Origin of the sequence: Nocardioides deserti (assembly GCF_014266025.1) — a bacterium.
Taxonomy (GTDB): domain Bacteria; phylum Actinomycetota; class Actinomycetes; order Propionibacteriales; family Nocardioidaceae; genus Nocardioides; species Nocardioides deserti.
In genome coordinates this window covers 155,836-182,160 of the sequence record NZ_JACMYC010000006.1, presented here as the reverse complement: position 1 = coordinate 182,160, position 26,325 = coordinate 155,836, and the positions used below count along the sequence as shown (strand labels likewise).

The window sequence follows — 26,325 nt, the reverse complement described above, 5'->3', positions numbered from 1 at the left end:
GCCTCCGCAGCCCCAGCAACCTCACGACGGACGCGATCCCTGCACATATCGGGGCAGATCTGCCCCGATATGTGCAGCGGTCACCGGTTAACCGGTGACCCCGACGCGCCCACCCAGGCACCGAACCGCAACCCAGTCCGCCTCGGCCACCGGAAGAAGGAGGGCCGGGTGGGCGCCAGTAGGCTGGTGGGGTGGAGCTCCCGGACAAGTTCGCCGCCCTCGGTCTCACCTACGACGACGTCCTGCTGCTGCCGGGGTACTCCGACCTGGCGCCGTCGGACATCGACACGACGAGCCGGTTGACCCGCGAGATCAGCCTCAAGGTGCCGCTGGTCAGCGCTGCGATGGACACCGTGACCGAGTCGCGGATGGCGATCGCGATGGCGCGGCAGGGCGGTCTCGGCGTGCTGCACCGGAACCTGTCGATCGAGGACCAGGCCTACCAGGTGGACCTGGTGAAGCGGACCCAGACGGGGATCATCTCCAACCCGGTGACGATCGGGCCGGACGCGACGCTGGAGGAGCTGGACCGGCTGGCGGGGGAGTACCGCGTGTCGGGCTTCCCGGTGGTCGACGGCGACCAGCGGCTGCTGGGCATCATCACCAACCGCGACCTGCGGTTCACCCCGGTCGCGGAGTGGGCCACCACGAAGGTCGACGAGGTCATGACGACCGAGGGTCTGGTGACCGGGCCGGCTGGCATCTCGCGTGACGACGCGACGGTGCTGCTGCGCCGCCACAAGAAGGAGCGGCTGCCGCTGGTCGACGACCAGGGCCGCCTGGTCGGGCTGATCACCGTCAAGGACTTCGTGAAGTCCGAGCAGTTCCCGCACGCCTCGAACGACGCGTCCGGCCGGCTGATGGTGGGTGCCGCGATCGGTTACTTCGGTGACGCCTGGGAGCGGGCGACCACGCTGATCGACGCCGGCGTCGACGTCCTGATCGCGGACACCGCGCACGGGCACGTCCGGCTGCTGCTCGACATGGTCCGCCGGCTCAAGACCGATCCGGCGACCAAGCACGTGCAGGTCATCGGCGGCAACGTCGCCACGCGGGACGGCGCGCAGGCGTTCGTCGACGCGGGCGCGGACGCCGTCAAGGTCGGCTTCGGCCCCGGCTCGATCTGCACGACGCGGGTCGTGACCGGCGCCGGCGTACCGCAGGTCACCGCGGTCTACGAGGCGTCCCTGGCGTGCCGACCCGCCGGGGTGCCGGTCATCGCCGACGGCGGCCTCCAGCAGTCCGGCGACATCGCCAAGGCGCTCGTCGCCGGAGCCGACAGCGTGATGATCGGGTCGCTGCTGGCCGGGTGCGACGAGTCGCCGGGCGAGCTGATCTTCGTCAACGGCAAGCAGTACAAGGCCTACCGCGGCATGGGCTCGCTCGCCGCGATGAGCAGCCGCGGCAAGAAGTCCTACTCCAAGGACCGCTACTTCCAGGCGGAGGTCGTCAGCGACGACCTCATCGTGCCGGAGGGCGTCGAGGGCCAGGTCGCCTACCGCGGCCCGCTGGCCGCCGTCGCCCACCAGCTGATCGGCGGCCTGACCCAGTCGATGTTCTACATCGGCGCGCGGACGGTGCCCGAGCTGCAGGACAAGGGCAAGTTCGTGCGGATCACCTCGGCCTCGCTCAAGGAGAGCCACCCGCACGACGTGCAGATGACCGCCGAGGCGCCCAACTACAACGGCCGGTAGACCAGCACGGCGGCGCGGAACGGTGCGTCGCCGTCGCTGAGGACGGCCACGTCGTACCGCTCGCCGGCCAGCAGCAGCGTGTCGACGCCCGTGCCCGGACCGACGGAGCCCTCGCCGGTGTAGCGGGTGGACTCGCCCCGGTCGCGCCCGCCGGACCACCGCAGGTGGACGCGGTCGCCCTGCGAGACCAGCCCCAGCAGGACGTCCTCGTCGGCCTCGACCTGCGTCGTGAACGGCTCGCCGGGCTCCGGCTGGCGGCGCACCTCGTCGAGCTCCCAGCGGCGCCCGTCGTGCTCGACGACCTCGGCGACGTCCTCGCCGAGCGCCTGCACCTCCGCCGGACGACGCTCGTACGCCGCCACGCCGACCACCACGTCGGCGGACTCCACCAGCGGGCCGTCGGGTCCGTCGGTCACCCACGCGCGCACGGTGTGCTCCGCGGGCCGGTCGTCGGTGTGCGCCCAGGTGCCGCCGCGGCCGGCGTCCGGCCCGTCGTCGCAGCCGCCGCTGCTCCAGCCCTCGCCGTCGACCTCGACGTGCAGCACCGCGTCGTCGCCGACCCCCCGGCAGTGGTCGGTGAACCGGAGGTCGCCGAGCGCGCCGGTGACGCTCAGCTCGACCTCGGCCACGCCGGGCTCGGAGAAGGCGCCGGCGAGCAGCGGCTCGCCGGCGACCTCGTCGCGGAAGACCGCGGTGCCGTCGGTGACGCCCGGCGCGAGCCCACCGGTCGCGGCGTAGAGCGCGACGCTCACGCGGGTGGACTCGTCGGCGCCGTCGAGCCGGACCTGGAGGCGGGCGGGGCCGTGGACCAGGGACGGCGCGGACAGGCCGTCGTCGAGGACCCGCGCCACCGGCTCGCCGTCGGCGAGCAGGGTCGCGGTGCCTTCACCGAGGTCGCGGGCGACCAGGGTGACGGCGCGCTGCTCCTGGTCGTCCGGCAGGTCGACGCGCTCGCCCGGGGCGACGCCGTCGGCGTCGACCAGCTCGTAGGGGAACCCGTCGAGGCGCAGCTCCTGCGGCACGTCCAGGCCCAGCACGACCGGCCCGGCGACGTCGGGGGTCGGGTCAAGGCGCAGGCCCGAGACGCCCGCGACGCCGCCGACCAGCACGACGACCGCCGCGACGGACGCGACCGCGGTGCGGCGACGGCGTACCGCCCTGACCCGCTGGTGGACGGCTGCCGACCGCAGGTGGGCGCCGGTGTCGTCGACGTCCTCGCGGTGGGCGAGCAGGGTCTCGCGCAGGTCGTCCAGGGTGCTCATGCCGGGTCCTCCGTGGTGCTCGCAGGAGCGGTGCTCGGGAAGGCGAGCGCGGGGTCGATCCGCAGCTTCGCCAGGGCCTTGCTGGTCTGGCTCTTGACGGTGCCGGTGCTGATGCCGAGCAGCCGCGCGGTCTCGGCCTCGGAGAGGTCCTCGACGAAGCGCAGGACGACGACGGCGCGCTGCCGTCGGGGCAGGCGGCCCATCGCCGTCCACAGGTCCTGGCGCTGGTCGACGCCGGCCTCCACGCCCGCGGCCGGCGGCGGCTCGGGCGGCTCGGCCCAGGGCTGCTCGCCGTTCCAGCGGCGCCGCCACCAGGACGCGAAGGTGTTGACGAGGATCCTGCGGACGTAGGGCTCGGGGTTGCCCTCGATGCGCGACCACGCGAACCACGCCTTGGCCAGCGCTGTCTGCAGGAGGTCCTCGGCCAGCGCGGCGTCACGGGTCAGCAGGTACGCCGTGCGCAACAGGTCGGTCGAGCGGGCCGCGACGAACGCGTCGAAGTCCGGCGCTCCGCCGGGGTGTGCGCCCACGTCTGCTCCCGAGGTCGTCGACCGCTCGCCGGTCAGGGTGTCCATGACCACCTCTACCGGGCGGCACCGACGAACGGTTGCCCGGGGTGTCGGACTTCCTCGGTAGGGTTCGACGGTGACCGAGATCGAGATCGGCCGGGCCAAGCGGGCGCGGCGCGCCTACTCCTTCGACGACGTGGCGATCGTGCCCTCCCGGCGCACGCGCGACCCCGAGGAGGTCAGCACCGACTGGCAGATCGACGCCTACCGGTTCGACATCCCGGTGCTCGCGGCGCCGATGGACTCGGTGATGTCGCCGGAGACCGCGATCGCCTTCGGCCGGCACGGCGGGCTCGGGGTGCTCAACCTCGAGGGCATCTGGACGCGGTACGACGACCCGGCGCCGCTGCTTGAGGAGGTCGCCGGCCTCCAGGGGCACGACGCGACCCGCCGGCTCCAGGAGATCTACACCGAGCCGGTGAAGGCCGAGCTGATCACCGAGCGGCTCCGTCAGGTCCGCGAGGCCGGCGTGACCGTCGCGGGCTCCCTGTCGCCGCAGCGGACCAAGGAGTTCGCCAAGACGGTGGTGGACGCGGGCGTCGACATGTTCGTCATCCGGGGCACGACCGTCTCGGCCGAGCACGTCTCGTCCCAGGCCGAGCCGCTGAACCTCAAGGAGTTCATCTACGAGCTCGACGTCCCCGTCATCGTCGGCGGCTGCGCGACCCACCAGGCGGCGCTGCACCTGATGCGCACCGGTGCGGCCGGCGTGCTGGTCGGCTTCGGCGGCGGCGCGGCCCACACGACCCGCACCGTGCTCGGCGTCGCCGTGCCGATGGCCTCGGCCGTGGCCGACGTCGCCGCGGCCCGCCGCGACTACCTCGACGAGTCCGGCGGGCGCTACGTCCACGTCATCGCCGACGGCTCCATCGGCCAGTCCGGCGACCTCGCCAAGGCGATCGCCTGCGGCGCCGACGCGGTCATGGTCGGCTCGCCGTTCGCGCGGGCCACCGACGCGCCCGGCCACGGCTTCCACTGGGGCACCGAGGCGCACCACGCGGACCTGCCGCGCGGCCAGCGGGTCCACCTCGACACCGTCGGCACGCTCGAGGAGATCCTCTTCGGCCCCTCCCGCGTCGCCGACGGCACGATGAACCTCATCGGTGCGCTCAAGCGCTCGATGGCCACGACCGGCTACACCGAGGTCAAGGAGTTCCAGCGGGTCGAGGTCGTCGTCGTCTGACGGCGGGCGCCGACTACCCTCGGCCCGTGAGCGAGCAGCCCGTCACCATCCACACCGACGGGGCGTGCGTGCCCAATCCCGGCCCCGGCGGCTGGGGAGCGCTGCTGCGGCAGGGTGTCCACGAGCTCGAGCTCTGCGGTGGCTCGGCCGAGCAGACCACGAACAACCGGATGGAGCTCACCGCGCCGATCGAGGCGCTCGAGGCCCTGAAGCGCCGCTCGGTCGTGCACCTCTACACCGACAGCACCTACGTGCGGAACGGCATCACCTCCTGGGTCATCGGCTGGCAGCGCAACGGCTGGCAGACCAAGGCCAAGGAGCCGGTGAAGAACGCCGACCTCTGGCGCCGGCTCGTCGCCGCCTGCGCCGAGCACGACGTCGAGTGGCACTGGGTCAAGGGCCACAACGGCGACGAGGGCAACGAGCGCGCCGACCGGCTCGCAACCCGCGGACTGGCCGAGGCGGTCGCGGCGGCCCGGGCATGACCCGGCAGGGAGCCCGGCAGCCGGCTCCGCTGCTGGTGGCCGCCGGGCAGGCCGAGGCGGTCGCCGGCGACCTCGCCGCGAACGTCGCCACCGCGGCCCGACTCGCCGCCGACGCCGGCGACCGGGGCGTGCGCGTGCTGGTGCTGCCCGAGGCGTTCCTGACGGGGTACGACGCCTCCGCGTTCGACGGCCCGCTCCCGACGGCCGAGCGGCTGGCCGGCCCCGAGCTCGACCCGCTCCGCGAGGTGGCCCGGGCGGCCGATCTCGTCGTCGTCGCGGGCACCGCCCTGCAGCGCGCGGACCGCCGTACGTTGTCCTCGGTCGTGGTCCGCCCGGACGGCGAGGTGACCGTGCCGTACGACAAGCAGCACGTCGACCCCTCCGAGCTGCCGTGGTTCGCAGCCGGCGACCACGGCTGCTCGATCACCGTCGACGGCGTCGAGCTGGGGCTGAGCATCTGCTACGACGGCTGCTTCCCCGAGCACGCCCGGGCCGCGGCGGTCGACGGCGCGCTCGGCTACCTCAGCTCCGCGGCGTACTTCCCGGGCGGCGAGCACCGGCGCGACCTCTACTACGCGGCGCGTGCGGTGGAGAACTCCTTCTACGTCGTCTTCTCCGGCCTCACCGGCCGGTGCGGCGGCAGCTCCTTCATCGGCGGCTCGGCGGTCTACGACCCCGAGGGCCGGCCGCTCGAGCGGCTCGGCGAGGAGGAGGGACTGGCCGTGGGCGAGCTGGACCCGGCGCTGGTCGAGGCGACCCGCGCGCGGCACTCGATGCACCACGACCACCTGGCCTCGCTGGGCGCCCGGGTCCGCGGCTGAAGGCTCGCGCGACCTTCCCCCACCTGGTGGTTGTCGGCTGTCGGCGGACCGCTCTAGGGTCCTGGCTCTCACCAGGTCGTGTGAGCGCCATCACTCGGGAGGCTGTCGTGCGTCGTACCGTCCCATCCACCCTCGTCGCCGGCGCCGCTGCGCTGGCGCTGCTCTGGCCGACCGCGCCGGTCTCCGCGGCTCCCGCTCCTCCGGCCGAGGGCGACCGCCGCGACCCCGGCCGCGGCATCGCCCAGCCCGCGCTGCGCGCCGGGATCACCGACGACAGCTTCTACTTCGTGATGGCCGACCGGTTCGCCAACGGCGACCCGGCCAACGACACCGGCGGCATCGACGGCGGCCGGGACGAGCACGGCTTCGACCCGACCGCGAAGGGCTACTTCAACGGCGGCGACCTCGACGGCCTGCGCGCGCAGCTGGACTACATCGAGGGCCTCGGCACAGACGCGATCTGGCTGACCCCGGTGTTCAAGAACAAGGCCGTGCAGCTCGAGGACGGCCCCTCGGCGGGCTACCACGGCTACTGGATCACCGACTTCACCCGCATCGACCCGCACCTGGGCACCAACGCCGACCTCACCGAGCTCGTCGACGCCGCGCACGACCGGGGCATCAAGGTCTTCTTCGACATCATCACCAACCACACCGCCGACGTCATCGGCTACGAGGAGGGCGCGCGGACGGCGTACGTCCCCAAGGACGTCGAGCCCTACCGCACGGCCGACGGCACGCCGTTCGACGACCGCGACCACACCGGCGGGCGCGCGTTCCCCGAGCTGGACCCCGCCACGTCGTTCCCCTACACGCCGGTGCTCGAGCCGGGCGAGGAGGACCTCAAGGTCCCGGCCTGGCTGAACGACCCGACGCTCTACCACAACCGCGGCAACACGACGTTCACCGGCGAGGACAGCCAGTACGGCGACTTCTTCGGCCTCGACGACCTGTTCACCGAGCACCCGCGGGTGGTCGACGGGATGGTCGACATCTACCGCACCTGGGTCGAGGACTTCGGCATCGACGGCTTCCGCATCGACACGATGAAGCACGTCGACGACGCGTTCTGGCAGGAGTTCGGGCCGGGCCTCCTCGACTTCGCCCGCAGCCACGGCAAGCCGGACTTCTTCATGTTCGGCGAGGTCGCCCTCGACGGCAGCGACGCCGCGGCCAAGGCGTTCACGTCGCACTACACGACCCACAACGGGATGCAGGCGATCCTCGACTTCCCGTTCCAGTGGGCCGCGCGCGACTTCGTGTCCAAGGAGGGGAGCGGCCGGGCGCTGGCGCGGTTCTTCCGCGACGACGACTGGTACACCGACGCCGACAGCAACGTGCACTCCCTGCCGACCTTCCTCGGCAACCACGACATGGGCCGGTTCGGCCACTTCCTCGCCACCGACGACCCCGAGCGGACGCCGGAGGAGATGCTGCGTCGCGACCTCCTCGCGCACGAGCTGATGTACCTTTCGCGCGGCAACCCGGTCGTCTACTACGGCGACGAGCAGGGCTTCACCGGCACCGGCGGCGACCAGCTCGCGCGGCAGACGATGTTCGCCAGCCAGGTCCCCGAGTACGTCGACGACGACCAGCTCGGCTCCGAGGAGACGCCGGCCACCGACAGCTTCGACACCGACCACCCGCTCTACCGTGCGGTCGCGGCCCTCGACCGGCTGGTCGAGCGGCACCCCGCCCTGCGCCGCGGCGCCCAGCAGGTGCGCGTGGCCGGCGAGGACGCCGTCGCCTTCTCCCGCATCGACCGCCGCCAGCAGCGGGAGTACGTCGTCGTGCTCAACACCGCCGAGCAGCGCCGGTCCGTCCGGGTGCCGACGTGGGTCACCGCCGGCGGCTTCCGCAAGGTCCACGGCGAGGGACCGGCGACGCGCCGCAGCGCCCGCGACGGCGACCTCCGCGTGACCGTGCCGGCGCTCGGCGCGGTCGTCTACGCCTCGACCCAGCGGATCCCGGCTTCGCGCAGGGCACCGTCGATCCGCCTGGCCAAGCCCTCGCCGACGAAGGTCGCCCGCAGCCGCACGAAGGTGACCGCGAAGGTCGGCGGCGACTCCTTCTACGAGGTGACCTTCCAGGCGAAGGTCGGGAAGGGACGCTGGCGCGACATCGGCACCGACGACTCCGCGCCCTACCGGGTCTTCCACGACACCCGCGACCTCGCGACCGGCGCGAAGGTGACCTACCGCGCGGCCGTCCTCGACAACCGCGGCCACAGCCGGACCAGCGGGGTCCGCACGACCCGGGTGGCGCCGCCGACGGTCGACGTCACCACGTCCGGCGAGGACGGCACGGTGAGCAACGTCGACCCCGTCACGGTCACCGCGACGGTCGACCCGGAGCGGCCGGGCCAGTCGGTGCGGTTCGAGCGGCGCGTCGGGGACGGCGCGTGGCAGGTGCTCGGCACCGACACCAGCTCGCCGGCGTACACGCTCCGCGACGACGTCTCCGGGCTGCCGCTCGGCACGCGGGTCCGCTACCGCGCCGTGCTGCTCGAGCCCGGCACGCCGCGGGTCGTCGGCGGTCCCGTCGCCGTCACCACCGCGGCGCCGACGCCGGCCCGCGAGAGCGTGACGGTCGCCGGCAGCCTCCAGGACGAGATCGGCTGCGCCGCCGACTGGGATCCTGCGTGCGAGGAGAGCCGGCTGGCCTTCGACCCGAGCGACGGCCGGTGGCACGCGTCCTTCGAGCTGCCCGCCGGCAGCTACGAGTGGAAGGTCGCTGTCGACGGCTCCTGGGACGAGAACTACGGAGCCGGGGGAGCGGCCGGCGGCGACAACCTGGTGCTCGATGTCCCCGAGGGTGGAGCGACCTACCGCTTCACCTGGGACCAGGTCAGTCACGAGCCGTCGGCCACACTGGAGCCATGAGCTCGCCCGGCGCGCCCGTCCGTCCCGACCCGAGCGCGCTGGGCCCCGCCGCCCGCGAGGCGGCCCTCGACCGGCTGGCCGCCCCCGACCACGAGCTCGACGTGCTCGTGGTCGGGGGCGGTGTCGTCGGCGCCGGGGTCGCGCTCGACGCCGTCACCCGCGGCCTGTCCACCGCCCTGGTCGAGCAGCGCGACCTCGCCAGCGGCACCAGCAGCCGCTCCTCGAAGCTCGTGCACGGCGGCCTGCGATACCTCGAGATGCTCGACTTCGGCCTCGTGCGCGAGGCGCTGCACGAGCGGGGGCTGCTGCTCACCCGGCTCGCGCCGCACCTGGTCCGGCCGGTGCCGTTCCTCTACCCGCTGACCCACCGCGGCTGGGAGCGGCCGTACGTCGGCGCGGGGCTCGCGCTGTACGACGGCATGGCCGCGCTCGCGCCCGGCGGCTCCGGCCTGCCGCGGCACCGGCACCTCACCCGGCGGCAGGTCGCCCGGATGGCGCCGGACTTCCGCGCCGAGACCGTCACCGGCGCGATCCGCTACCACGACTGCCAGGTCGACGACGCCCGCCTGGTGCTCACCCTCGCCCGCACCGCGGCGGCCCACGGCGCGGCCGTCGCGACCCGCACCAAGGTGACCGGGTTCCTCCGCGAGGGCGAGCGGGTCGTCGGGGTCCGCGCGACCGACCTCGAGACCGGCCGCGAGATCGAGGTCCGGGCCAGGGCGGTCGTCAACGCTGCCGGTGTCTGGACCGACGAGGTGCAGGAGATGGTCGGCGGCCGCGGCGCGCTGCACGTCCAGGCCTCGAAGGGCATCCACCTGGTCGTGCCGCGCGACCGGATCCGCTCCGAGGCCGGGTTCATCGTCCGCACAGAGACCTCGGTGCTGTTCGTCATCCCGTGGGGCCGGCACTGGGTCATCGGCACCACCGACACCGCCTGGGACCTCGACAAGGCCCACCCGGCCGCGAGCCGCACCGACATCGAGTACGTCCTGGACCGGGTCAACGCGATCCTGCGCGAGCCGCTCGACCACGACGACGTCGAGGGGGTGTACGCCGGCCTGCGGCCGCTCCTGCGCGGGGAGTCGGAGACCACCTCGAAGATCTCGCGCGAGCACACCGTGGTCACGCCCGTCCCCGGGCTCGTGATGATCGCCGGCGGCAAGCTGACGACGTACCGCGTCATGGCGCAGGACGCCGTCGACGCCGCCGCCCACTCGCTGCGCACCACCGGGAACCTGGCCGTGCGGCCCTCGATCACCGACCGCGTCCCGCTGCTCGGCGCCGACGGCTGGGAGGCGCGGACCAACCAGCGGGTGCTTCTCGCGCGACGGTCCGGGCTGCACGTCGCGCGGATCGACGCGCTGCTGGGGCGGTACGGCGCGCTCGTCGACGACCTCCTCGCGCTGATCGAGCAGCGGCCGGAGCTCGGGCAGCCGCTCGAGGCCGCGGACGAGCACCTCGCGGCCGAGGTCGTGTACGCCGTCACCCACGAGGGCGCCCGCCACCTCGACGACGTCCTCACCCGCCGCACCCGCATCTCCATCGAGACCTTCGACCGCGGCACCCGCGCCGCCGCCGGTGTCGCCGCGCTGATGGCCGCCGAGCTCGGCTGGGACGACGCCCGCACCGCCGACGAGGTCGACCACTACCTCCGCCGCGTCGAGGCGGAGCGGCAGAGCCAGCGCCAGCTCACCGACCAGGAAGCCGACGAGGCCCGGGTCAGCGCCCCCGACATCGTCTGACCTCGTCGCTGACGTCGGCGCCGGGGCGCCTCCCTGCTCGACCGGCGGAGCCTGGTTGACACGTGTCATTGACAACTAGAACGCGTTCCACCGATGCTGGCGGCGCTGAGAGCCACGTCACACTCCAGATGCGTGGCCGACCCCGAGGAGCGCCCGTGACCCAGGCACCGCCGCCACCGGACATGAAGCTGCAGCGCAGCAGCCGCGACCCGAGCACGCTCGCGGACCGGCTCGCGACGTGGCTGGCGACCCAGCTGCCGGAGGGCGCCGCGCCGGCGGTCGACGTGCACGCGGGTGCGGACGCCAACGGCATGTCGGCGGAGACGCTGCCGCTGGACGTGACGTGGACCGAGGGCGGCGAGCAGCGGGTGGGCCGGTTCGTGGCGCGGGTGGCGCCGGCGGCCGAGGACTTCCCGGTGTTCCCGGACTACGCGCTGGGCGACCAGTACGACGCGATGCGGCTGGTCGGCGAGCTGACCGACGTACCCGTGCCGGTCGTGCGCTGGATGGAGCCGACGGGGGAGGTGCTCGGGACGCCGTTCTTCCTCATGGACCGCGTCGAGGGGGTCGTGCCGCAGGACGTGCTGCCCTACAACTTCGGCGACAACTGGCTTCACGACGCCTCGCCGGAGCAGCAGCGGTCCCTGCAGGACGCCACGGTCGGCGTGCTGGCGAGGCTGCACGCGATCCCCGAGGCGACCACGACCTTCGCGTTCCTCGACCCGGCGCGGCACGGCCACGAGGGGGCGACGCCGCTGGAGCGGAACCTCGCGCGGACGAAGGCGTGGTACGACTTCGCAGTCCCCGACATCGGCCGCTCCGCGGTCACCGAGCGTGGGCTGGCGTGGCTCGAGGCGCACCTGCCCGAGCAGCAGGGCGACGCGGTGCTCTGCTGGGGCGACTCGCGGATCGGGAACGTGCTGTTCCAGGACTTCGCGCCGGTCGCGGTGCTCGACTGGGAGATGGCGACGGTCGGGCCGCGCGAGCTGGACCTGTCGTGGATGGTCTTCGCGCACATGGTCTTCGAGTCGATCACCGGCGCGCTGGAGCTGCCCGGCATGCCGCACCTCCTCCGCGAGGAGGACGTGGTGGCGACGTACCGCGAGCTGACCGGCGTCGAGGTCGGCGACCTGCACTGGTACCACGTCTACAACGCGGTCCAGTGGTGCATCGTCTTCCTGCGCACCGGCGCCCGGCAGGTCCACTTCGGCGAGATCGAGCGACCCGAGGACCCCGACGCGCTCATGCACCACAAGCCGCTGCTCGACCGGCTGCTCGCGGAGGTGGGGGCCTGATGGTCGGACCGCTCGACGAGTACCCGCTGCACCAAGCGCCGCTCCCGGTCACCTGGCCCGCGAGCAGCGACCGGAACTTCTACGACCGCTGCTACTTCAACGCCCACGACCGCACCGGTGACCTGTTCCTCATCACCGGCCTGGGTTACTACCCGAACCTCGGCACCAAGGACGCGTTCCTGCTGCTCGCCCGCGACGGCAAGCAGACGGCGCTGCACCTCTCCGACCTGTGCGACGACGACCGGCTCAACCAGCACGTCGGCGGCTACCGGGTCGAGGTCGAGGAGCCGCTGCAGCGCATCCACCTGACGATCGAGGAGACCGAGGGGATCGCCGCCGACCTGACGTGGGAGGGCTCGTTCCCCGTCCTGCAGGAGCTGCCGCACGTGCTGCGCTCCGGCGCCCGGGTCACGCTCGACGCGCAGCGGTTCGCCCAGGTCGGCACCTGGAGCGGCCACGTCGACGTCGATGGCGAGCGGATCGAGGTCACCCCGGACCGCTGGGTCGGCACCCGCGACCGGTCCTGGGGCATCCGCCCGGTGGGCGAGGCCGAGCCGGCCGGCGCACCGGCGGACCCGCCGTTCGACGGCATGTGGTGGACCTACGTCCCCCTGCGCTTCGAGGAGTACGCCGTCGTGCTGATCCTCCAGGAGGACCCCTCGGGCTACCGGACCCTCAACGACTGCCACCGCGTCCATGCCGACGGGCGGGTCGAGCAGCTCGGCTGGCCGCGCGTGCAGGTGCACTACGCCTCGGGCACCCGGAAGCCGACCGGCGCGACGATCACCTGCACCAGCGGTCGCGGTGAGGAGGTGCGGCTCGAGGTGTCCTCGCTGCTGGCGGCGCCGCTGCACGTCGGCGGCGGCTACGGCGGCGACCCGGACTGGACGCACGGCATGTGGAAGGGCGAGAAGCACGTCGAGCGGCTGACCTACGACATGGCCGACGAGGCGGTGCAGGGCCGGTTCATGTTCGGCTGCGTCGACCACGTCGGTCGCGCCGTCCTCCACGAGGGCGGCCGGGAGGCCGAGGGCTGGGGCCTCTTCGAGCACTTCGCGATCGGCCGGCACGACCCCAGCGGCTTCGCCGACTGGTTCGCCACCGCCCCCTGACCGACCGCGCCCTGACCGCCCGCCCCAGCCACCCGTCGTACCCCTCAGACCAGGAGCAGCCATGACCCTCGACCGCGACGCCTTCTACATCGATGGCCAGTGGGCCGCGCCGGCGACGGCGGCGACCCTGCAGGTCGTCTCGCCGCACTCCGAGCAGGTCGTGGCGACGGTCCCCGAGGGGTCCGCCGCCGACGTCGACGCCGCGGTCGCGGCCGCCCGCCGCGCCTTCGACGAGGGGCCGTGGCCCCGGATGTCGCCGGAGGAGCGGATCGAGGTGGTCCAGGCGTTCTCGGGGCTGTATGCCGGGAAGCTGGCCGAGATGGCCGACCTGATCACCACTGAGATGGGCGCGCCGACGTCGTTCTCCAACCTCGCCCAGTCGCCGGCGCCGTGGATGCAGATCGAGGCGTTCCTCGGCATCGCCCGCGCGTTCCCGTGGGAGGATACCCGGCCGGGTGTGCTCGGCCCGGAGGTCATCGTGCGACGCGAGCCGGTCGGCGTGGTGGCTGCGATCCCGCCGTGGAACGTCCCCCAGTTCACGACGATCTCCAAGGTCGTCCCGGCGCTGCTGGCCGGCAACACGGTCGTGGTCAAGCCGGCGCCGGAGACGCCGCTGGACACCTACCTGATGGCCGAGCTGCTGGAGGAGGCCGGCGTGCCAGCCGGCGTCGTCAACATCGTGGCCGCCGGCCGGGAGGTGGGCGAGCACCTCGTCGCGCACCCCGGCATCGACAAGGTCGCCTTCACCGGGTCGACGGCGGCCGGCCGCAAGATCGCGGCGGTGTGCGGCGAGCAGCTCAAGCGCGTCAGCCTCGAGCTCGGCGGCAAGTCCGCGGCGATCGTCCTCGACGACGCCGACCTCGCCGCCACGATGGAGGGCCTGAAGTTCGTCGCGCTGATGAACTCGGGCCAGGCGTGCGTGGCGCAGACCCGCATCCTCGCCTCGCGGGCCAACTACGACGCCGTGGTCGAGGCGCTCGCCGAGACCGTCTCCGGGATGGTCGTCGGCGACCCGGCCGACCCGGCCACCGAGATCGGCCCGATGGTCGCCCAGCGCCAGCAGGAGCGGGTGGAGAAGTACATCGCCCTCGGCCAGGAGGAGGGCGCCCGCGTCGTCGTCGGTGGCAACGGCATGCCCGACGGCCTCGACCGCGGCTGGTACGTCCGCCCGACGGTCTTCGCCGACGTCGACAACCGGATGCGGATCGCCCAGGAGGAGATCTTCGGCCCGGTGCTGTCGGTCATCGCGTACGACGACGTGGACGACGCCGTCCGGATCGCCAACGACTCCGACTACGGCCTGGCCGGCACGGTCTGGACCGGTGACCCGGACGCCGGGCTGGACGTCGCCCGCCGCGTGCGGGCCGGCACCTACGGCGTCAACACCTACACGATGGACTTCGCCGCGCCGTTCGGCGGCTTCAAGGCATCGGGGATCGGCCGGGAGTTCGGGCCGGAGGGCCTGGCGCAGTACACCGAGCTGAAGGCGATCTACCCGACCGCGCCGGCCATGTAGGTCCGCCCGGTGGCGTACCCCTCGGCGGGCGCGACGGCACTCCTGGCGGGCGGTTGACAACCGTCCGCGATGTGTACAGTCCCACAATCGCTACCGATCGGTAGTCCGCGAGACTGCCGTCACATACCCTCGGTACATGAGCGCCTCCTCTCCGTCCCCGTCCGGCGGCCCGCTCGTGGAGGGTCCCCGCGACCCCGAGCACGAGCCGGGCGCGACCTACGCCCTCGAGCCGGAGTACGCCGCCTCGCTGACCCGCCGCGTGGTGGCGACGGCGGGGGAGTCGAGCGCCGTCTTCTCGCCGCTCGACGGCGCGCCGCTGGCGCACGTCCCGCAGAGCAGCGACGCCGACGTCGCCGAGGCGTTCGCCCGGGCCCGACGGGCGCAGCTGGCCTGGTCGCGGACCAGCCTCGACGAGCGCGCCGCGATGCTGCTGCGCTTCCACGACCTGGTGCTCGACCGGCAGGACGAGATCACCGACCTGATCGTGCTGGAGTCCGGCAAGGCGCGGAAGCACGCCTTCGACGAGACGCTGCACGTGGCGATGACCGCACGCTACTACGCGCGCACCGCCCACCGGCACCTCGACACCAAGCGGCACCCCGGCGTCATGCCGGTGCTGACGCGGGTCGACGTCAACCGCGTCCCCAAGGGCGTCGTCGGGATCATCTCGCCGTGGAACTACCCGTTCACGATGGCGCTCGCCGACGGGCTGCCGGCGCTCCTGGCGGGCAACGCGGTGGTCGCCAAGCCCGACGCCCAGACGATGCTGTCGGCACTGCTCGGCGCGCAGCTGCTCGAGGAGGCCGGCTTCCCGCCGGAGGTCTGGCAGGTCGTCGCGGGCCCGGGGTCGCGGGTGGGCACCGGGATCGTCGAGCGCGCCGACTACGTCTGCTTCACCGGGTCGACCGCCACCGGTCGGGTCGTGGCCCACGGCTGCGCGGAGCGGCTGATCGGCTGCTCGCTCGAGCTCGGTGGCAAGAACCCCATGCTCGTGCTCCGCGACGCCGACCTGGAGAAGGCGGCCGAGGGCGCGGTGCGCGCGACGTTCTCCAACGCCGGGCAGCTGTGCGTGTCGATCGAGCGGATCTTCGTCGCCGACCAGGTCTACGACCGGTTCGTCGAGCGGTTCGTGGCCCGCGCCCAGGCGTTGACCCTCGGCGCGACGCTGGCGTGGGAGAACGACATGGGCTCGTTGATCTCGCAGGCCCAGCTCGACGCGGTCGTGCACCACGTCGAGGAGGCGGTCGCGAAGGGAGCCCGGGTGCTCACCGGCGGCAAGGCCCGGCCCGACCTCGGCCCGTACTTCTACGAGCCGACCATCCTCGAGGGCGTCACGCCGGACATGGCGTGCTTCCAGGACGAGACCTTCGGGCCGGTCGTCTCGCTCTACCGGTTCCACGACGAGGCCGACGCGATCGCCCGCGCCAACGAGGGGGAGTACGGCCTCAACGCCTCGATCTACAGCCAGGACGGCCCGCGGGCACGCGCGATCGCGCGGTACGTCAAGGCCGGCACCGTCAACATCAACGAGGCCTTCGGCGCCACCTTCGCCAGCATCGACGCCCCGATGGGCGGCATGCGGCAGTCCGGCCTCGGCCGCCGGCAGGGTGCCGAGGGCATCCTGCGCTACACCGAGACCCAGTCGGTCGCCACCCAGCGCGTCATGCGCATCGCGCCGGTGCTGGGCCTCTCCGACGAGACCTTCGCGAAGGTCATGACCGCCAACCTCCGCCTGATGAAGAAGCTGGGACGTGCCTGATGACTGACCACACTCCTCCCGCGACCGGCAACGACGCCGGGCACGACTTCGACGTGCTCGTCGTGGGCTCGGGCTTCGGTGGCTCGGTCGCCGCGCTCCGGCTGACCGAGAAGGGCTACAAGGTCGGCGTGCTCGAGGCCGGCGCCCGCTTCGGCGACGAGGACTTCGCCGAGACGTCGTGGGACGTCAAGCGGTACCTCTTCCGCCCCGAGGTCGGCTGCTACGGCATCCAGCGGATCGACGCGCTGCGCGACTGCCTCATCGTCTCCGGCGCCGGCGTGGGCGGCGGCTCGCTGGTCTACGCCAACACGCTCTACGAGCCGCTGCCGGCGTTCTTCAACGACCCGCAGTGGAGCCACATCACCGACTGGAAGTCCGAGCTCGCGCCGTTCTACGACCAGGCCAAGCGGATGCTGGGCGTCGTCGAGAACCCGCTGCGCACCCCCGCCGACGACGTCATGGAGAAGGTCGCCGGCGAGATGGGCGTCGCCGACACCTTCCACCCCACCCCGGTCGGCGTCTTCTTCGGCGGGCCCGAGCAGGCGCAGGGCGAGACCGTCGCCGACCCGTTCTTCGGCGGGGCCGGCCCCGAGCGGAAGACCTGCATCGGCTGCGGCGCCTGCATGAGCGGCTGCCGGCACAACGCCAAGAACACGCTGGTCAAGAACTACCTCTACCTCGCTGAGGAGGCCGGCGCGAAGGTGCTGCCGCTGACGACGGTCACCAGGATCGCGCCCCGGGAGGACGGCGGGTACGACGTCCACGTCCGCTACACGAAGGCGAAGGTCTCGCGCCGCTCGGCCACGCGGGTGCTCACCGCCGACCAGGTCGTGCTCGCGGCGTCGGCGCTGGGCACCCAGCGGCTCCTGCACCGGATGAAGGACGAGGGGCACCTGCCGCGCGTCTCGGACCGCATCGGCTACCTGTCGCGCACCAACTCCGAGTCGATCCTCGGCGCGATCGCGCCGGACACGAAGGTCGACTACAGCCAGGGCATCGCGATCACGTCCTCGTTCCACCCCGACGACGACACCCACGTCGAGCCGGTCCGCTACGGCAAGGGCAGCAACTTCATGTCGCTGCTCCAGACCGTGCTCACCGACGGCGACGGCCCTGCGCCCCGCTGGCGGACGTGGCTGAAGGAGACCTGGAAGCAGCGCCGGAGCATCACCGACCTGTACGACCTGCGGCACTGGTCGGAGCGGACGGTGATCGCGCTGGTGATGCAGAGCCTGGACAACTCGATCACGACGTACACCAGGAAGATCCCCGGCACCGGCAGGAGCTTCTTGACCTCGCGCCAGGGCCACGGCGTGCCGAACCCGACCTGGATCCCCGCGGGCAACACCGCGGTGCGGCTGATGGCGAAGGTCATCGGCGGCACCCCGGGCGGCAACATCGGCGAGCAGTTCAACATGCCGCTGACCGCCCACTTCCTCGGCGGCTGCGCGATCGGCGACTCCGCCGAGACCGGCGTGATCGACCCCTACCAGCGGGTCTACGGCCACCCCGGCCTGCACGTCGCCGACGGCTCGGCGATCACCGCCAACCTCGGCGTCAACCCGTCGCTGACGATCACCGCCCAGGCCGAGCGCGCGATGGCGCTGTGGCCGAACAAGGGCGAGCAGGACCGGCGCCCCGCCCTCGGCTCGGACTACCGCCGCGTCGAGCCGGTCGCCCCGACCGCGCCGGTCGTCCCCGACAGCGCCCCGGGCGCCCTGCGGCTGCCGATCGTCGGCGTGTCCTGAACCGCGGCTCGAGCGGCCGCACCCGCTCCGACCTGCACTGATCCGACGGAGAACGGCCCGGTCCAGACCGGGCCGTTTTTCGTTCCCGACGCGCCGTAACCCGCCCCTCAGGCGGTCGTTGAGTGGTCAGACCCGGCAGTCATGCTCCCTCCCAAGAGTCGGGTCGTGGTCCAAGCACTGTCCAACAGCTGCGTGGACGATCAGGGCCCGGCCACCCTCCCTCCCCGGCCGGGCCCTGGTGCATTTCCCGGCGAAGATCCTGCGAAGAGGTCGAGGAGCGTCGGCTCACCGAGCCTGCGAGGAGAGCGACGCGTCTCGAGACCAGGCCCGCCGATAGGCTGCGGCCCATGACGGCGGTGGGAGAGCACGACCTGGTCCTGGTGGTCGACTTCGGAGCGCAGTACGCGCAACTGATCGCCCGGCGGGTCCGCGAGGCCCGGGTCTACTCCGAGATCGTGCCGCACACGATGCCGGTGGCCGACATGCTGGCGCGACAGCCGAAGGCGATCATCCTGAGCGGTGGGCCGTCGTCGGTGTACGCCGAGGGCGCGCCGTCGATCGACACCTCGCTGTTCACGGCCGGCACGCCGGTGTTCGGCATGTGCTACGGCTTCCAGCTGATGGCCAAGGGGCTCGGCGGCGAGGTGTCCCACACCGGCGCGCGCGAGTACGGCCGGACCGAGGTCACGGTCACCGAGCCGGGCACGCTGCTCTCCGACGTACCGGCCGCCCACCGGGTGTGGATGTCCCACGGCGACTCGGTCACGGCCGCGCCGGAGGGCTTCTCGGTGCTGGCCTCGACGGCCGTCACGCCGGTGGCGGCGTTCGAGGACGTCGACCGCGGCCTGGCCGGCGTGCAGTGGCACCCGGAGGTGCTGCACACCGAGCACGGCCAGCAGGTGCTCGAGCACTTCCTGCACGAGATCGCCGGCTGCCGCCCCACGTGGACGATGGTCAACATCGTCGAGGAGCAGATCGAGGCGATCCGCGCCCAGGTCGGCGAGCGCGGCCGGGCGATCTGCGGCCTCTCCGGCGGCGTCGACTCCGCGGTCGCCGCGGCGATCGTGCAGCGCGCGATCGGTGACCGGCTGACCTGCGTGTACGTCGACCACGGCCTCATGCGCCAGGGCGAGACCGAGCAGGTCGAACGCGACTTCGTGGCGGCGACCGGGGTGGACCTGAAGGTCGTCGACGCCGAGGAGCGGTTCCTCACGGCGCTGGCCGGCATCTCCGACCCGGAGGAGAAGCGCAAGACGATCGGGCGGGAGTTCATCCGCGTCTTCGAGGCCGCCCGCGGCGAGATCCTCGCCGGGTTCGTCGAGCAGAGCGCCGCCGAGGAGGGCGACAAGGTCGCGTTCCTCGTGCAGGGCACGCTCTACCCGGACGTCGTGGAGTCCGGCGGCGGCGCCGGCACCTCGAACATCAAGTCCCACCACAACGTCGGCGGCCTGCCCGAGGACATGGACCTCGAGCTGGTCGAGCCGCTGCGCACGCTCTTCAAGGACGAGGTGCGCCAGGTCGGCGAGCAGCTCGGCCTGCCCGCCGAGATCGTGCACCGGCAGCCGTTCCCCGGCCCCGGCCTCGGCATCCGGATCATCGGCGAGGTCACCCGCGAGCGCCTCGACATCCTGCGCCAGGCCGACGCGATCGCCCGCGAGGAGATGACCCGCGCCGGGCTCGACCGCGACGTGTGGCAGATGCCGGTCGTCCTCCTCGCCGACGTCCGCTCCGTCGGCGTCCAGGGCGACGGCCGCACCTACGGCCACCCCGTCGTCCTGCGCCCGGTCACCTCCGAGGACGCCATGACCGCCGACTGGGCCCGCCTGCCCTACGAGGTGCTCGAGAAGATCTCCACCCGGATCACCAACGAGGTCGCCGAGGTCAACCGGGTCACCGTCGACATCACCTCCAAGCCGCCGGGCACCATCGAGTGGGAGTGACCAGGGCCTGAGGGCGCCCGCGTCGTGCTGTCGAGATGGGCACACCGTGCGCCCCTCTCGACAGCACAGGCAGGACTGTCCCGGCGCCCGCCCGGGACGGGCGTCCCGGTGGCCGCCGGGCGAGGTCGGGACGAGGTCGGTGCTGCTGTCCCTGTCGGCCGGGACGCCGGGACCGCGAGGGTCGTGCTCACGACCAGCACCCCTCACGAAAGCGCAGAGCCATGATCCCCCTCAGCGACACCCGCACCTCCCGCACGCGACGCACCGGTCTGCTCGCCTCCGCCGCACTCGTCCTCACCACCACCCTCGCCGGCCTGGGCGGCGGCGTCGCCACCGCGGCGGCGGGCGGTGAGTGGCAGGACGGCAAGCACGACGAGGACACCGTCATCGACTGCATCACCAGCGGCCCGTCGACCGGCGTGAGCGCCAACGTCGGCTGGCGGTCGCCGTCCGGCACGGTGCCGAAGGTGGGGGAGAAGTTCTACCTCCGCGGCTACATCGGCCTGGTCAGCATCCCGTGCAGCGGCAAGGTCGCCGTCCTGCCCGAGATCCTGGTGCCGCGCGGCGTCGAGTTCGTCGACGAGGACGTCCACTGGGACCTCACCGAGGCCGGTGACGAGCAGGACCTGGGCACTGGCGACCTCGCCTTCGACCAGGGCGTCAACGGCGGCATCCTGGTGGGCAACGCCGACTTCACGCCGTTCACGCTCCGGCAGGGCGACGTGCTCGAGTTCCAGTTCCCGGTCAAGGCCACCCGCGAGCTCAAGGGTCCCGCGACCCAGCAGCCGGAGTGCCAGAGCCGGCGCGAGGGCACCGCGCCCTGCCCGATCAACCAGGCCGGCGACCACTTCCAGATGGCGTTCACCGTCGGCGGCCACGGCGGCGACAAGCAGTACGTCACGCCGTACGTCGGGCTCTTCGCCGGCGGTGACTCGACCGGGAAGATGGCCTCCCACGTCACCGCGAAGTTCGCGCTGAGTTCCCGCAAGAAGGGCTCGGCCACCGTCACGGTCGGCGCCGACAACCCGGTCGCCGGGGGCAAGGTCACGATCACCGACAACGGCCGTCGCATCGCGTCGGGCAAGGTGAACGCCGCCGGCAAGGCGCGGATCGTGCTGCCGAGGATGAAGAAGGGCAAGCACGTCCTGGTCGCGAAGTTCGGCGGCACCTCGGGCGTCAAGCCGTCGGCGTCGAAGCGGTACGTCGTCAGGGTCCGCTGACGCGGACCCGCACCACCCCACCGGCCCGGTGGCGCCCCTCGGGAGGCGTCACCGGGCCATCGGTCGTACGACGTCCTCGGCGAAGCGGGCCATCCCGTCGAGCTTCTGCTCCAGGGTGGCCTCGAGGCCGGTGTAGTAGGCCCACGGCATCGTCATGCAGTCGGTGACCCCGCCCTCCTCCGCCCGGGCGAACTGCTCGGGGAGCAGCGCATCTGTCAGTGCCACGATCACCCGGAAGTCGCCGGTCGCGCCGGTCTCGTCGCGGACCTCGCGCAGGCGGGTGGCCCAGCGGACCGCCTCGTCGGTGCGGTACATGTCGCCCACCCAGCCGTCGTGCCGTGCGGCGCGGCGGAACGCCACCTCCGAGAGCCCGCCGACGTACACCGGCACCGGCGCGGTCGGTGTCGGCTCCATCACCAGCCGCGGTGCGGAGTAGTGCTCGCCCTCGAACTCCGTCCAGCCGGGCTCCCACAGCCGCTTCATCAGCGCGAGCCCCTCGTCGGTGCGGCGCCCGCGCGTGCGGAAGCCCTGCTCGAGCAGCTCGAACTCGTCCTCGCACCACCCGATCCCGACCCCGAGCGCGACCCGGTTGCCCGACAGCACCGCCGCGGTGCCGACGGACTTCGCGACCTGGAACGGGCTCCGCATCGCGGGCACGTAGACCGAGGTGAAGAACCGCAGCCGCTCGGTCACGGCAGCGAGCGACCCGACGAGCACCCACGGGTCGGGCCACTCGGCGTCGAAGCCCCAGCGGCGCGAGCCGTCGGCCGTGTAGGGGTAAGGCGTCCGCAGCGTCTCGAGGTCGACCACGTGGTCGGGGACAGCGAGGGCGTCGTAGCCGAGCTCGTCGGCCGCCCGCGCGATCGCGGTCAGCTCGGAGACGGGCAGGAAGGCCGTGCTGATCGCGAAGCGCACGAGCGGCAGCCTAGGGCTCGCCTAGAACGCGTTCCACCGTTCCCGCGCGATGGCCAGGACGGCCTCGTCCACCGCGTCCACCCGCTCCCCGTCGCCCAGCCACGACTGACGTACGCCGCCCCGTAGCCGTGCTCGCCCGAGCGGCTCCAGGCCGCGGCCCCGCCGACACCTCCCATGCCGACCTCGACCCGCGTGGGGTCGGGCATCAGGTCGCGCTGGTAGCCCAGGGTCCAGGTGACCTCACGACCCAGCACCCGGTCGCGGCCGGCGGCCTGGCCGGTGACCAGTGCGGCGTGCAGGGTCGGTCCGAGCAGGGTGGCCAGCGCGCCGTCGGGTTCGGCGAGGTCGGCCTGGAGCAGCGCCAACCCGCGGGCGCTGGCGTGCAGGGAGATCGCCGGGAACGGCGTCGTCCGCCACCGGGCGGTGTTCACGACGGCCGGGTCGAGCAGGCCGTCCGGCCGCGACAGCACGGGGCCCCACGAGGAGTCGTCGAGGATGCTGCGCGGCCAGCTCGCTTCGAGCGCCACGACGTCGGCGACCCGGTGCAGGTCCGCCGGCGCCACGGCCAGGTGGAGGTCCCACCCATGCGGGGCCACGATCCGCGCGAAGCGGTCGGCCAGCGGCTCGCCGGCCGCGCGGCGGACCAGCTCGTCGAGCAGGTGGCCGTAGGTCAGGGCGTGCTCGGCGACAGCGGTGCCGGGCTCGTGCTCCGGTGCAGCAGCGGCCAGGGACTCGGCCAGGCCGTCACGGTCGTCGAAGGGCAGGTCGACGGCCGCCGGCGGGAACGCGGGCTGGCCGGCCTGGTGGGCCAGCACCTGCCGCACCGTGGTCGCGGCCTTGCCACGAGCCGCGTACTCCGGCCACACCGACGCGACAGCCTCGTCGAGGTCGAGCAGCCCCTCCGCGACCACCGAGAGCACCGCCAGCGCCGCCATCGGCTTGGCGACCGAGTAGCAGAGGACGAGCGTGTCCGGCGTCCACGGGGTCGTGCCGTCGCGGGTCCCGGTCCACGCCTCGTCGACGACCTCGCCGCGGCGGACCAGGCAGGCCGCGCCGCCGGGCTCGCGCCCGGCGCCGGAGAGGTCGGCCAGGGTGTCGGCGAGCGTGGGCACGCCCCCGACCCTAGGACGAGCGGTCGGGGGCGTGCGGGGGGTGCGGGACGGGGAACTACGGCTTGAGCGGGTCGTGCCCGATGTTCATCAGGCTGCGCCGCCACGTGTCCTCACCGGCGGTCGGCTCCGGCTCGGGTCCGCGCTCGGCGACGATCATCTCGACGACGCGGTCCATCACCTCGACGTCGTCGGGCGTGAGGTCCGCGCGGCGCTTGCCGAGGATCGCCAGCACCTGGTGTCCCAGCTCGGGCCCGGCCTGGTCCGGCAGCGCCTCGGTGTCCTCGCCCGCGCCCTGCACGGCCAGCCAGTCGCGCAGCTCGCGCGAGGTCATGTTGACCACCCGGTGGAAGTCCTCCCACAGCTCGTCCTCGACGATGCTCTCGGCCACCAGTCCTCCTTCTGCGTCGGTTCCGCCGTCCAACGGCGGTGGACCGGGCCGGTACCCACCCGGTCGCGATCGATCAGTGCTCGCCGCAGGCCCGACGGGGTACCGCCGTGCCGTGGCACGCGACGACGTGGACCGACCGGGCGCGGAGCAGTGGGTGCCGGAACGGCCCACGCACGAGGCGCTGCTGGAGGCGGTGCGGGGCTGCCGCGGGTGCGAGCTCCACGCCGACGCGACCCAGGCCGTGATGGGCTCCGGCCCGCCGGGTGCCCGGCTGCTCGTGCTGGGCGAGCAGCCCGGAGACCGCGAGGACGTCGAGGGCGAGCCTTTCGTCGGGCCGGCCGGGCGCCTGCTCGACCGGGCGCTGACGGACGTCGGCGTCGACCCTGCCGAGGTCTACCGCACCAACGTCGTCAAGCACTTCCGGTGGTCCGGCATGCGCGGCAAGCGGCGGATCCACCAGTCGCCGAAGACCGCCCACGTAGCGGCCTGCGCGCCGTGGCTGCGCGCGGAGCTGTCCGTCGTGCGCCCGCAGGGGGCCGTGCTGCTCGGTGGGACCGCCGGCAAGGCGGTCTACGGGTCGTCGTTCAAGGTCGGTGAGACGCGCGGCCGGCTCGTCGACTGGCCCGAGCGCCTCGGCACCGAGCACCCGCCGGCGTGGGTCCTCACCACCACCCACCCGTCCGCGGTGCTGCGCGCCGACGACCGCGACGCGGCGTACGACGATCTCGTCGCCGACCTCCGCGTCGCGGCCGAGGCGCTCAGCGCCGGGTGATCACCGGTCGATCGCTGGTCGATCGCTGGGTGGTCGCGGGCGCTAGCTGAAGATGCTGTAGCCGCCCGGGCCGACCGCGAGACCGACCACGATGAGGACGATGCCCCACAGCATCTGCCCCTTGACGAGGTTGAAGATGCCGGCCAGCACGAGGATGACGGCCAGGACCCAGAGGATGAACAGCATGGTGGAGTGCTCCTTCTAGTCGGGGGAGTGGGTGGAGGGAGCACCGGGCAGTTACCCTCCGCGGGTCCAGACCATGCGTTTCCGCAGGTCCGCGGGCGGGTAGAGCCGGTGCGAGCGGCCGGACCGGCCGCGCCTCCGCCTGGGATCGCTCCCCCCACCCTCCGAGGTAGTAGATGCGCAGAACCGTCATCGGTGCCGTCGGCGCCGTCACCCTCGCCCTCACCGCGTTGCCCGGCGTCGCCGTCGGCGCGACGCGCGTGGACGGCGACCACTTCCAGGCCTCGGGCCTCCGGCTCGCAGTCCGCGACTGCGTCGACCCTGGTGCGGCCCCCGGCAAGAAGCCGACGTTCCGCGTCGTGCGCAACAAGCCGAACTCCGGCAAGGCGAGCATCGCGTGGCAGCCGCGGGGCACGGGGACCGCTGTGGGCGCCACGGCGTACGCCGGCCGCCCCACGCAGCTGAGCCGGTTCTCCATCCGTCTGCGCACCACCGCGGCGCAGAGCCAGGGCATCGCGTCGGTGCGCTACGAGGCGCCGGACGACGACGGCTACTGGATCGGCACCTCCGACCTGATCACCGACCTCAACCCGGACGACAAGCCGAACTGGCGGACCATCGACGGGTCCGCGCTGACCTACTCGTGGCGCCACTACACCGCAGCCGGGGTCGAGGACGCGACGTCCTTCCCGCTCGACCTGCCGTCCTTCGCGGCGCTGCGGGGCGGCGACGGCAAGGGCGCGCGCATGGGCTTCCTCTTCGGCTGCGACGGCAACCCCTTCCAGGTCGACAAGCTGGTCGTCCGCGCCGGCGGCCCGCTGAAGGACTACGAGTTCGAGGGGATCCGGACCAAGGCTTCGCTGCAGCGCGGCTCGTCGGGCAAGAAGACCGTCCGGGTCACCTACGGCGAGAAGGTCAACCTCGTCGCCCGCGTCCGCGAGGTCATCGACAACGACGGCGTCCCGGGCAGGATCACCATCGCCGCCAAGGGCCCCGGGGACAAGAAGTTCCGCAAGGTCGTCAGCAAGAAGGTCGGCACCAGCGGCGCGCTGCGCAAGAAGGTGCAGCCGGCCAGGAACACGACCTACCGCGTGACGTTCCCCGGCTCGGCCAAGCACGACAAGTCCTCGGCCAAGCTGAAGGTGCTCGTCCGCAAGAACGTCACCGGCGCGCTCGCCCAGCGGACGGTCCGCCAGGGCACGCGGCTCACCATGCGCGGCCGCGCGCTGCCCGCGGGCCGTGCGGGGATCCAACTGCAGAAGTACTCCGGTGGGAAGTGGCGCACCGTCAGCCGCGGCTCCACGGCCGGCAACGGCCGCTACTCGATCTCCGCCGCGGCCAACCGCGTCGGCAAGAGCTTCTGGCGGGTCCGCGTCGCGGGCGGTGCCGGCAACATCTGGGGCGCCTCCGTCTCCCGCAAGCTGACCACCGTGGCCCCGCCGTCAGGCGGCGGCGGCGGTGGTGGCGGCGGCGGCGGTGGTGGTGGTGGCGGTGGCAACCCGCCGGCGCCGACCGACCCGACGCCCCCGCCGCCGACCCAGCCCCCGCCGCCTCCGCCGCCGGGCTCCTGACCCTCGCTGAGACGCACGCCCCCGACCGGTCCGCCGGTCGGGGGCGTGGTGCGTCGTACGCCGGGTGGTCGCTGCGGCGTGACCCGCGCGGCCGGACGCGGTGCGGCGGGTCTCGAGACGGGCGCCGGCGCGCGCTCGTCGACCAGCCGCCCGCCG

21 protein-coding genes are annotated in these 26,325 nt (G+C 73.0%); 15 read left to right on the top strand and 6 right to left on the bottom strand.

Annotation, left to right across the window (positions count from 1 at the left end; all coding sequences use genetic code 11):
- Nucleotides 1-191: 191 nt before the first annotated feature.
- Nucleotides 192-1,694, top strand: a complete 1,503-nt coding sequence (guaB, locus tag H7344_RS12465) for an IMP dehydrogenase (RefSeq protein WP_186346353.1) — start codon at nucleotides 192-194, stop codon at nucleotides 1,692-1,694.
- On the opposite strand, the gene H7344_RS12460 is transcribed toward guaB, so the two are convergent.
- Together H7344_RS12460 and H7344_RS12455 are read right to left on the bottom strand one after the other, a co-directional pair.
- On the bottom strand, nucleotides 1,679-2,956 hold the full coding sequence (locus H7344_RS12460) for a hypothetical protein (RefSeq protein ID WP_186346352.1): 1,278 nt from the start codon (nucleotides 2,954-2,956) through the stop codon (nucleotides 1,679-1,681). The genes guaB and H7344_RS12460 overlap by 16 nt on opposite strands.
- On the bottom strand, nucleotides 2,953-3,531 hold the full coding sequence (locus H7344_RS12455; RefSeq protein WP_186346351.1) for a SigE family RNA polymerase sigma factor: 579 nt from the start codon (nucleotides 3,529-3,531) through the stop codon (nucleotides 2,953-2,955). Before H7344_RS12455 ends, H7344_RS12460 begins: the two co-directional genes overlap by 4 nt.
- A 70-nt stretch (nucleotides 3,532-3,601) precedes the next feature.
- Here H7344_RS12455 and H7344_RS12450 point away from each other — a divergent pair, with 70 nt between their 5' ends.
- From H7344_RS12450 to H7344_RS12395, 12 genes are all read left to right on the top strand, one after another.
- Nucleotides 3,602-4,708: a GuaB3 family IMP dehydrogenase-related protein gene (locus H7344_RS12450; RefSeq protein WP_186346350.1), complete on the top strand. Its 1,107-nt coding sequence runs from the start codon at nucleotides 3,602-3,604 to the stop codon at nucleotides 4,706-4,708.
- A 26-nt stretch (nucleotides 4,709-4,734) separates the two neighbouring features.
- The gene (gene rnhA, locus H7344_RS12445) at nucleotides 4,735-5,193 is read left to right on the top strand and encodes a ribonuclease HI (RefSeq protein WP_186346349.1); all 459 of its coding nucleotides are present in this window, start codon (nucleotides 4,735-4,737) and stop codon (nucleotides 5,191-5,193) included.
- On the top strand, nucleotides 5,190-6,014 hold the full coding sequence (locus tag H7344_RS12440) for a carbon-nitrogen hydrolase family protein (RefSeq protein ID WP_186346348.1): 825 nt from the start codon (nucleotides 5,190-5,192) through the stop codon (nucleotides 6,012-6,014). Before rnhA ends, H7344_RS12440 begins: the two co-directional genes overlap by 4 nt.
- Nucleotides 6,015-6,121: 107 nt before the next feature.
- Nucleotides 6,122-8,896, top strand: a complete 2,775-nt coding sequence (locus H7344_RS12435) for an alpha-amylase family glycosyl hydrolase (protein WP_186346347.1) — start codon at nucleotides 6,122-6,124, stop codon at nucleotides 8,894-8,896.
- Complete coding sequence (gene glpD / locus H7344_RS12430; protein ID WP_186346346.1) at nucleotides 8,893-10,638, top strand: glycerol-3-phosphate dehydrogenase; 1,746 nt, start codon at nucleotides 8,893-8,895, stop codon at nucleotides 10,636-10,638. Before H7344_RS12435 ends, glpD begins: the two co-directional genes overlap by 4 nt.
- 155 nt (nucleotides 10,639-10,793) lie before the next feature.
- On the top strand, nucleotides 10,794-11,933 hold the full coding sequence (locus tag H7344_RS12425; RefSeq protein WP_229707101.1) for a phosphotransferase family protein: 1,140 nt from the start codon (nucleotides 10,794-10,796) through the stop codon (nucleotides 11,931-11,933).
- The gene (locus tag H7344_RS12420; protein ID WP_186346345.1) at nucleotides 11,933-13,045 is read left to right on the top strand and encodes a hypothetical protein; all 1,113 of its coding nucleotides are present in this window, start codon (nucleotides 11,933-11,935) and stop codon (nucleotides 13,043-13,045) included. Before H7344_RS12425 ends, H7344_RS12420 begins: the two co-directional genes overlap by 1 nt.
- A gap of 61 nt (nucleotides 13,046-13,106) precedes the next feature.
- Nucleotides 13,107-14,561 carry an aldehyde dehydrogenase gene (locus tag H7344_RS12415; protein WP_186346344.1) on the top strand — a complete coding sequence of 485 codons (1,455 nt, stop codon included), beginning with the start codon at nucleotides 13,107-13,109 and terminating at the stop codon, nucleotides 14,559-14,561.
- Between the two features lie 136 nt (nucleotides 14,562-14,697).
- The gene (locus H7344_RS12410; protein ID WP_186346343.1) at nucleotides 14,698-16,320 is read left to right on the top strand and encodes a succinic semialdehyde dehydrogenase; all 1,623 of its coding nucleotides are present in this window, start codon (nucleotides 14,698-14,700) and stop codon (nucleotides 16,318-16,320) included.
- Nucleotides 16,320-18,068 carry a GMC oxidoreductase gene (locus H7344_RS12405; protein ID WP_186346342.1) on the top strand — a complete coding sequence of 583 codons (1,749 nt, stop codon included), beginning with the start codon at nucleotides 16,320-16,322 and terminating at the stop codon, nucleotides 18,066-18,068. The genes H7344_RS12410 and H7344_RS12405 overlap by 1 nt, the downstream gene beginning before the upstream one ends.
- A 347-nt stretch (nucleotides 18,069-18,415) precedes the next feature.
- Nucleotides 18,416-20,008 carry a glutamine-hydrolyzing GMP synthase gene (gene guaA / locus H7344_RS12400; protein WP_186346341.1) on the top strand — a complete coding sequence of 531 codons (1,593 nt, stop codon included), beginning with the start codon at nucleotides 18,416-18,418 and terminating at the stop codon, nucleotides 20,006-20,008.
- 221 nt (nucleotides 20,009-20,229) lie between these two features.
- The gene (locus tag H7344_RS12395) at nucleotides 20,230-21,228 is read left to right on the top strand and encodes an Ig-like domain-containing protein (RefSeq protein ID WP_186346340.1); all 999 of its coding nucleotides are present in this window, start codon (nucleotides 20,230-20,232) and stop codon (nucleotides 21,226-21,228) included.
- A gap of 48 nt (nucleotides 21,229-21,276) precedes the next feature.
- Here H7344_RS12395 and H7344_RS12390 read toward each other — a convergent pair whose 3' ends face one another.
- From H7344_RS12390 to H7344_RS12380, 3 genes are read right to left on the bottom strand one after another with little or no spacing between them, the layout of a single operon-like run.
- Nucleotides 21,277-22,143 (bottom strand): TIGR03619 family F420-dependent LLM class oxidoreductase, encoded by an 867-nt coding sequence (locus H7344_RS12390; RefSeq protein ID WP_186346339.1) that lies wholly within the window; start codon nucleotides 22,141-22,143, stop codon nucleotides 21,277-21,279.
- Entirely contained in the window at nucleotides 22,098-23,255 is a 1,158-nt protein-coding gene (locus H7344_RS12385; RefSeq protein WP_186346338.1) for a serine hydrolase domain-containing protein, read from the bottom strand. The genes H7344_RS12390 and H7344_RS12385 overlap by 46 nt, the downstream gene beginning before the upstream one ends.
- A 55-nt stretch (nucleotides 23,256-23,310) precedes the next feature.
- Nucleotides 23,311-23,643: a DUF3140 domain-containing protein gene (locus tag H7344_RS12380; protein WP_229707100.1), complete on the bottom strand. Its 333-nt coding sequence runs from the start codon at nucleotides 23,641-23,643 to the stop codon at nucleotides 23,311-23,313.
- A gap of 112 nt (nucleotides 23,644-23,755) precedes the next feature.
- Between H7344_RS12380 and H7344_RS12375 the strand changes: the two genes are divergently transcribed.
- Nucleotides 23,756-24,415 (top strand): UdgX family uracil-DNA binding protein, encoded by a 660-nt coding sequence (locus H7344_RS12375; protein WP_229707099.1) that lies wholly within the window; start codon nucleotides 23,756-23,758, stop codon nucleotides 24,413-24,415.
- A 42-nt stretch (nucleotides 24,416-24,457) separates the two neighbouring features.
- Here the strand turns inward: H7344_RS12375 and H7344_RS12370 are convergent, their stop codons facing one another.
- Nucleotides 24,458-24,601 (bottom strand): GPGG-motif small membrane protein, encoded by a 144-nt coding sequence (locus H7344_RS12370; protein ID WP_186346336.1) that lies wholly within the window; start codon nucleotides 24,599-24,601, stop codon nucleotides 24,458-24,460.
- Nucleotides 24,602-24,774: 173 nt separating this feature from the next.
- Between H7344_RS12370 and H7344_RS12365 the strand changes: the two genes are divergently transcribed.
- Nucleotides 24,775-26,169: a hypothetical protein gene (locus H7344_RS12365; RefSeq protein ID WP_186346335.1), complete on the top strand. Its 1,395-nt coding sequence runs from the start codon at nucleotides 24,775-24,777 to the stop codon at nucleotides 26,167-26,169.
- Nucleotides 26,170-26,325 lie beyond the last annotated feature (156 nt).